Annotated in this window: 3 protein-coding genes, 2 tRNA genes and 3 rRNA genes; 3 read left to right on the forward strand and 5 right to left on the reverse strand. The window is 58.0% G+C overall.

Features of this window, described 5'->3' with window-relative positions:
* Positions 1-48 precede the first annotated feature (48 nt).
* The 5 genes from rrf to AC1DPR_RS31090 all read right to left on the reverse strand — a co-directional run bounded on the left by rrf (position 49) and on the right by AC1DPR_RS31090 (position 5,234).
* Positions 49-162: ribosomal RNA gene (gene rrf, locus AC1DPR_RS31070) — 5S ribosomal RNA — on the reverse strand.
* 125 nt (positions 163-287) lie between these two features.
* A 23S ribosomal RNA gene (locus AC1DPR_RS31075) occupies positions 288-3,168 on the reverse strand.
* A 310-nt stretch (positions 3,169-3,478) separates the two neighbouring features.
* Positions 3,479-3,554 (reverse strand) — tRNA-Ala (locus tag AC1DPR_RS31080).
* Between the two features lie 8 nt (positions 3,555-3,562).
* Positions 3,563-3,639 (reverse strand) — tRNA-Ile (locus AC1DPR_RS31085).
* A 63-nt stretch (positions 3,640-3,702) separates the two neighbouring features.
* Positions 3,703-5,234: ribosomal RNA gene (locus AC1DPR_RS31090) — 16S ribosomal RNA — on the reverse strand.
* The 16S, 23S and 5S rRNA genes sit together here with 2 tRNA genes alongside, the layout of an rRNA operon.
* A 501-nt stretch (positions 5,235-5,735) precedes the next feature.
* On the opposite strand from AC1DPR_RS31090, the gene AC1DPR_RS31095 reads away from it, so the two are divergent.
* The 3 genes from AC1DPR_RS31095 to AC1DPR_RS31105 all read left to right on the forward strand — a co-directional run.
* Complete coding sequence (locus tag AC1DPR_RS31095; RefSeq protein ID WP_477817920.1) at positions 5,736-7,328, forward strand: exonuclease domain-containing protein; 1,593 nt, start codon at positions 5,736-5,738, stop codon at positions 7,326-7,328.
* Positions 7,329-7,445: 117 nt separating this feature from the next.
* Entirely contained in the window at positions 7,446-7,856 is a 411-nt protein-coding gene (locus AC1DPR_RS31100) for a hypothetical protein (protein WP_092293353.1), read from the forward strand.
* 80 nt (positions 7,857-7,936) lie between these two features.
* On the forward strand, positions 7,937-8,359 hold a 423-nt coding region (locus tag AC1DPR_RS31105; protein ID WP_477817921.1), incomplete at its 3' end, for a TetR/AcrR family transcriptional regulator.

The following is an 8,359-nucleotide window of genomic DNA, read 5'->3' on the forward strand; positions in this document are numbered from 1 at the left end:
AAAGCAAAACCCCCAGCCTTTATGGGGCTGGGGGTTCTGGGTATAAGAGCCTGGCGATGACCTACTTTCACACGGGTAGTCCGCACTATCATCGGCGCAAAGTCGTTTCACGGTCCTGTTCGGGATGGGAAGGGGTGGTTCCGACTCGCTATGGTCACCAGGCATGAGGGGTTGCCGCGCTGACGCATGTCAGCACGGCGAATCTGGGAGTAGTAAAGATTGGTTGTGTTTGTACCATCGTGGCACAAGGCGGCGAACCGCTACACCAGGTRAGACACACTGGTTATAGGATCAAGCCTTACGGGCAATTAGTACTGGTTAGCTTAACGCATTACTGCGCTTCCACACCCAGCCTATCAACGTCCTGGTCTCGAACGACCCTTCAAGGAGGTCAAGCCTCCAGGGAATCCTCATCTTCAGGCGAGTTTCCCGCTTAGATGCTTTCAGCGGTTATCTCTTCCGTACATAGCTACCCTGCGATGCCTCTGGCGAGACAACAGGTACACCAGCGGTACGTCCACTCCGGTCCTCTCGTACTAGGAGCAGCCCCCGTCAAGATTCCAACGCCCACGGCAGATAGGGACCAAACTGTCTCACGACGTTTTAAACCCAGCTCACGTACCTCTTTAAATGGCGAACAGCCATACCCTTGGGACCGGCTACAGCCCCAGGATGAGATGAGCCGACATCGAGGTGCCAAACACCGCCGTCGATATGAACTCTTGGGCGGTATCAGCCTGTTATCCCCAGAGTACCTTTTATCCGTTGAGCGATGGCCCTTCCATTCAGAACCACCGGATCACTATGTCCTGCTTTCGCACCTGCTCGACTTGTCAGTCTCGCAGTTAAGCACGCTTTTGCCATTGCACTTTAGGTACGATGTCCGACCGTACCAAGCGTACCTTCGAACTCCTCCGTTACACTTTGGGAGGAGACCGCCCCAGTCAAACTGCCTACCATGCACTGTCCCCGACCCGGATTCACGGGCCAAGGTTAGAACCTCAAACAAACCAGGGTGGTATTTCAAGGACGGCTCCACGTGAACTAGCGTCCACGCTTCAAAGCCTCCCACCTATCCTACACAGATCGGTTCAAAGTCCAATGCAAAGCTACAGTAAAGGTTCATGGGGTCTTTCCGTCTAGCCGCGGGGAGATTGCATCATCACAAACACTTCAACTTCGCTGAGTCTCGGGAGGAGACAGYSTGGCCATCRTTACGCCATTCGTGCAGGTCGGAACTTACCCGACAAGGAATTTCGCTACCTTAGGACCGTTATAGTTACGGCCGCCGTTTACCGGGRCTTCRATCAAGAGCTTGCACCCCATCAWTTAAYCTTCCGGCACCGGGCAGGCGTCACACCSTATACGTCCACTTTCGTGTTTGCAGAGTGCTGTGTTTTTATTAAACAGTCGCAGCCACCATTTTATTGCAACCCCTTCACCCTCCTGGCGCAGGCCAGTCAAGCTACAAGGGCGTACCTTATCCCGAAGTTACGGTACCAATTTGCCGAGTTCCTTCTCCCGAGTTCTCTCAAGCGCCTTAGAATACTCATCTCGCCCACCTGTGTCGGTTTGCGGTACGGTCTCGTATGACTGAAGCTTAGAGGCTTTTCTTGGAACCACTTCCAATTGCTTCGCGGCTCAAGGCCGCTCGCCCCACATCCTTGAATTMCGCGCCCGGATTTGCCTAAGCGCCTTCTCCAATGCAGGGACCGGGACTTCCAACACCCGGACAACCTTCCGCGATCCGTCCCCCCATCGCATCATACGACGGTGCAGGAATATTAACCTGCTTCCCATCAGCTACGCATCTCTGCCTCGCCTTAGGGGCCGACTCACCCTACGCCGATGAACGTTGCGTAGGAAACCTTGGGCTTACGGCGAGGGGGCCTTTCACCCCCTTTATCGCTACTCATGTCAGCATTCGCACTTCTGATACCTCCAGCATCCTTTACAAGACACCTTCACAGGCTTACAGAACGCTCTCCTACCACGCACATTACTGTGCGTCCGCAGCTTCGGTATATAGCTTAGCCCCGTTACATCTTCCGCGCAGGACGACTCGATCAGTGAGCTATTACGCWYTCTTTAAAGGGTGGCTGCTTCTAAGCCAACCTCCTGACTGTTTTAGCCTTCCCACTTCGTTTCCCACTTAGCTATATTTGGGGACCTTAGCTGGCGGTCTGGGTTGTTTCCCTCTTGACACCGGACGTTAGCACCCGATGTCTGTCTCCCGTGATTGCACTCTTCGGTATTCGGAGTTTGCTATGGCGGGGTAATCAGCAATAGACCCCCCAACCATGACAGTGCTCTACCCCCGAAGGTGAGACACGAGGCRCTACCTAAATAGYTTTCGGRGAGAACCAGCTATTTCCAGATTTGTTTAGCCTTTCACCCCTATCCACAGCTCATCCCCTAACTTTTCAACGTTAGTGGGTTCGGTCCTCCAGTACGTGTTACCGCACCTTCAACCTGGCCATGGATAGATCATCTGGTTTCGGGTCTACACCCAGCGACTCAACGCCCTATTCGGACTCGCTTTCGCTACGCCTTCCCTAATCGGTTAAGCTTGCCACTGAATGTAAGTCGCTGACCCATTATACAAAAGGTACGCCGTCACCCGTTTCCAGGCTCCGACTGTTTGTATGCATRCGGTTTCAGGATCTATTTCACTCCCCTCCCGGGGTTCTTTTCGCCTTTCCCTCACGGTACTGGTTCACTATCGGTCGATTACGAGTATTTAGCCTTGGAGGATGGTCCCCCCATCTTCAGACAGGATTTCACGTGTCCCGCCCTACTTGTCGTACACCTAGTTCCACAACGCTGTTTTCGCATACAGGGCTATCACCTGCTATGGCCGGGCTTTCCATCCCGTTCTGCTAACAATGCTGCTAAAGAGTACAAGGCTCTTCCCATTTCGTTCGCCACTACTTTGGGAATCTCGGTTGATTTCTGTTCCTGCAGCTACTTAGATGTTTCAGTTCGCCGCGTTCGCTTCCCTGACCTATGTATTCAGTCAGGGATGACCCATAAGGGCCGGGTTTCCCCATTCGGACATCTCCGGATCAAAGCTTGTTTGCCAGCTCCCCGAAGCTTTTCGCAGGCTACCGCGTCCTTCATCGCCTGTAATCGCCAAGGCATCCACCACATGCACTTGTTCGCTTGACCCTATAACGAGTGTGTCTCAGCTTTCGCTYAAGCACACGACTCACCATAGGTCTGAGTTCTCGCGTTTGTGCCGTATTCCAAGTCATCTTTCGATCACTTTAAATACATTTTGGTTGATACAATCACAACCCGGTATCGCGTTGGATAATTCAGCGTCTCATCAACGCTCGCGCGACACCTTTACTACATCCCATATTGTTAAAGAACAGCCGACGGATTCATTGAATCCAATCGCTTGGCAATGCCAAATGAAAGCACTCACAGCGCCTTCGCGCTAAGTGCTTTCATTTGGCAAACCAACCAAGGTAAGTGGTGGAGGATGACGGGATCGAACCGACGACCCCCTGCTTGCAAAGCAGGTGCTCTCCCAGCTGAGCTAATCCCCCGGATAACTTGGTGGGTCTGGTAGGACTTGAACCTACGACCCCCGCCTTATCAAGACGGTGCTCTAACCACCTGAGCTACAGACCCTTGGCTGTAACAGCAAACAAACCGATAAGTGTGAACGCTTGACTTGTGAACACAAGCCTCTGGAAAGGAGGTGATCCAGCCGCACCTTCCGATACGGCTACCTTGTTACGACTTCACCCCAGTCATGAACCCTGCCGTGGTAATCGCCCTCCTTGCGGTTAGGCTAACTACTTCTGGCAAAACCCACTCCCATGGTGTGACGGGCGGTGTGTACAAGACCCGGGAACGTATTCACCGCGGCATGCTGATCCGCGATTACTAGCGATTCCAGCTTCACGTAGTCGAGTTGCAGACTACGATCCGGACTACGATGCATTTTCTGGGATTAGCTCCCCCTCGCGGGTTGGCAACCCTCTGTATGCACCATTGTATGACGTGTGAAGCCCTACCCATAAGGGCCATGAGGACTTGACGTCATCCCCACCTTCCTCCGGTTTGTCACCGGCAGTCTCTCTAGAGTGCCCTTTCGTAGCAACTAGAGACAAGGGTTGCGCTCGTTGCGGGACTTAACCCAACATCTCACGACACGAGCTGACGACAGCCATGCAGCACCTGTGTCCACTTTCTCTTTCGAGCACCTAATGCATCTCTGCTTCGTTAGTGGCATGTCAAGGGTAGGTAAGGTTTTTCGCGTTGCATCGAATTAATCCACATCATCCACCGCTTGTGCGGGTCCCCGTCAATTCCTTTGAGTTTTAATCTTGCGACCGTACTCCCCAGGCGGTCAACTTCACGCGTTAGCTACGTTACTGAGGAAATGAATCCCCAACAACTAGTTGACATCGTTTAGGGCGTGGACTACCAGGGTATCTAATCCTGTTTGCTCCCCACGCTTTCGTGCATGAGCGTCAGTCACGTCCCAGGGGGCTGCCTTCGCCATCGGTATTCCTCCACATCTCTACGCATTTCACTGCTACACGTGGAATTCTACCCCCCTCTGACGTACTCTAGCCTTGCAGTCACAAGCGCAATTCCCAGGTTGAGCCCGGGGATTTCACGCCTGTCTTACAAAACCGCCTGCGCACGCTTTACGCCCAGTAATTCCGATTAACGCTCGCACCCTACGTATTACCGCGGCTGCTGGCACGTAGTTAGCCGGTGCTTATTCTTCCGGTACCGTCATCGACYCCGGGTATTAACCAGAGCCATTTCTTTCCGGACAAAAGTGCTTTACAACCCGAAGGCCTTCTTCACACACGCGGCATTGCTGGATCAGGGTTGCCCCCATTGTCCAAAATTCCCCACTGCTGCCTCCCGTAGGAGTCTGGGCCGTGTCTCAGTCCCAGTGTGGCTGATCGTCCTCTCAGACCAGCTACTGATCGTCGCCTTGGTGAGCTTTTACCCCACCAACTAGCTAATCAGACATCGGCCGCTCCTATTGCGCGAGGCCTTTCGGTCCCCCGCTTTCACCCTCAGGTCGTATGCGGTATTAGCTAATCTTTCGACTAGTTATCCCCCACAACAGGGCACGTTCCGATGTATTACTCACCCGTTCGCCACTCGCCACCAGGATTGCTCCCGTGCTGCCGTTCGACTTGCATGTGTAAGGCATGCCGCCAGCGTTCAATCTGAGCCAGGATCAAACTCTTCAGTTCAATACCTGTGTGGTGCCGAAGCACCTCGCTCTTTCGAGCGGTCGCTCACTCTCAGAAAACTGACTCGATYCATTCCGAAGAACGAACCGAACATGTTTTACTGTGCGAGCACTTAATAACTTTTGAAGCAWCACGCAGACCGRAGTCYGCGYGGCGTTCGCCATCAAGCGCCCACACTTATCGGTTGTTTGGTTGTTAAAGAACTGGCCACACCGGCTTTGCCGGGGGCGGTACTGCTTGTCTGCGCTGCGTCGTTTGCGTCGCAGCAGAGAAACGAGATTATGAAGAACAACCTGCGTTTCGTCAACAGGTCAGCGAAGTTTTTTTCGCYGCGGTCAGCGCTGAAAAACTCCTCAGCCCGACCACCCATCAACCCCGCAACCCTTGTCGCTGCTGCGTTTGCAGCGCGGTTTGTGTTGCGAGGGGRCGAATATTAAGGGAGCCAACGCAGGCTGGCAAGGGGTTTCGCAAAAGAATTTTCGGGCGCAGTAGAATCGCCCCATGACGACACCGCCTGACCTGATGACCTACGTGCCCGAACGCCTCGCGAGCCGCGACGCCGGCGCCCTCGATGCGCACGCGCTCGCCACCGCCCTCGCGCGGCCGATCGTATTCGTCGACCTGGAAACCACGGGCGCCGATGCCCAGYGTGACCGCATTACCGAGATCGGCGTGGTCGAAGTCGGCCCGGACGGCATCCAGGAATGGGACACGCTGCTGGACCCACAGGCCAGCATCCCGTCTTTCATCCAGGGCATGACCGGCATTACTGAAGAGATGGTGCGCGGCAAACCCACGTTCGAGTCGATTGCCGAGTCGCTGGCAGAGCGGCTGCAAGGCCGCCTCTTCGTGGCCCACAACGCGCGCTTCGACTACGGCTTCCTGAAGAATGCGTTCCGGCGCGCTGGCATCACCTTCCGCGCCGACGTGCTTTGCACCGTGCGACTGTCGCGCGCGCTGTTCCCGTCGGTGGAGCGCCATGGCCTGGACGCGCTGATCGCCCGCTTCGGCCTGACGCCCAAGGGCCGTCACCGCGCGCTGGCGGACGCCGAACTRCTCTGGCAGTTCTGGCAGAAGCTSCATGGTCTSTATWCCGTGGATCTGGTGGAATCGGCCGTCAAGTCGCTGGTGAAGCAGGCGAGCCTCCCGGCCGGCCTGTCCGAGACCGCGCTCGACGAGGTACCCGATCGTCCCGGCGTCTACCTGTTCTATGGCGACGAAGACGCGCCGCTCTACGTTGGCAAGAGCATTCACCTGCGTCAGCGCATCAAAAGCCATTTCTCGGGCGACCATCGCCATGAGAAGGAGATGCGCCTGGCGCGAGGCGTGCGGCGCGTGGCGTGGCACGAGACCGGCGGCGAAGTCGGCGCGCTGCTGATGGAGGCGCAGTTGGTCAAGTCTCTGCAGCCACTGCACAACCAGTTGCTGCGCCAGAACAGCGAACTGTTCTCGTGGGAGATCCCCGATGGCCTGCCCGTGCCGCGCCTGCGCTCGGACCGGCACGTGGATTTCAGCCGCCATGCCAATCTCTATGGCGCGTTCGGCAGCCGCGCCGCAGCCCAGGCCCGGCTGCGGGAGTTGGCGGAGGAACACACGCTCTGTCTGACCACGCTGATGCTCGARCCCACGCACCGRCGCGGCAACCCGTGTTTCGCGCGACARYTGCATCGCTGYGCGGGCGCCTGCACSGGCGACGAATCGCRCGCGRCSCAYCGGGASCGGACGATGGCCGCCATCGCCACGCTGGCATTGCAGCCGTGGCCATTCGCCGGCGCGGTGGCGTGGCGGGAATCGGATCAGCCCCAACAGCCATGGCACGTGCTGGAGAACTGGTGCTATCTCGGGTCCGTGACGGACCTCGACGCGGCGGCTGCCCTGCTCGCCGCGCCGGCCCGGTTCGATGTCGATACCTACCAGATCCTCGCGCCGCGCCTGGACGCCCTGCGCGCCTCGGCGGTGCCGCTCGCGGCGTCCCGACCGTTTGCGCTGACGCCACCGGAGCCGCCGGCGCCCAGCCGCGCTCCGTCGATCAAACGCCCCGCCCGGACAACCGAGCGTTCATCGGATACACAAACCCTCACCCTGTTCGCCTGATCGGAGTCGGGATCGGGGTCGGCAGGCAATGTGCGGCGGCGCGCATAGTGGCGTTGCCAGCCGGGCGCCCGCTCGGCTAGTCTGCCGAGGAGGGTTCGCTACCTAGATGGAGCCGCCATGCCCGCGTTGCCCCGCCTTCCGTTTGCCGCCGCCGTGCTCTGCGCGGCCGGCGTGACCATTGGCTGCACCAGCGTCGATGGCGGCGCCATGCATCGGATCTTCGCATCCTGGCAGGGCGCGCCTGTCGAGCAGGTGCAGGCTCAGTGGGGGCCGCCGCAGTCCGTGCAGAGCACGCCGGCCGGCACCGCCTATATATGGGTCGACGAACTGCCGACGGCGCACCCGCCCGGCAGCGGCCCGCGCGATGCGCAGCTTGAGCCACCTGCCTCCACGGCACGATGTCAGCGCAAGCTGCTGGCCGCCGCCAACGGCAAGGTCACCGGCGGGGAGTGGAGCGGTAATGCCTGCTGCGTGCAGACGCTGGTCGGCCAGTGCGCAGGCCTGCCCCGCAAAACGTCCGGATCGTAAACCCCAATTTGACGCTGCGGTATACGAAACCATAATGTGCGGACATAGAACCGAATCCGAATTCGAATACGGAATCCGCCATGCAAGCATCCTTTCCGAGTGTGACGAATAGCACGTCTTCGTCCACAGCCTTCCCCCGCATCGATACCCCCTCGATTCTCCAGCCACCCCGCCAGCGCCGCGCCAAGGAAACGGAACAGGCGCTGCTGACCGCCGGCCGCGAGTTGCTCGCGCAGCGCGACTTCGCCTCCGTCTCGGTGGCGCAGATCGCGGCGGCCTGCCAGGTGTCCGTGGGCGCCTTCTACGGTCGCTTCCGCGACAAGATGGCGTTCTTCGACGCCCTGCGCACGCTCGTGATGGAAGAGACCGACGCCTCCGTTGCGCGCTACCTGAACGAAGGGCGCTGGGCCGAGACGCCGCCGCGCCAGATCGTCGAGAAGACGATGCGTTTCCTGCTGACCGGCTGCCACAACAACCGGGGCGTGATTCGCGCATCACTCAAG

It is taken from the genome of Rhizobium sp. 01T417 (assembly GCF_056398905.1).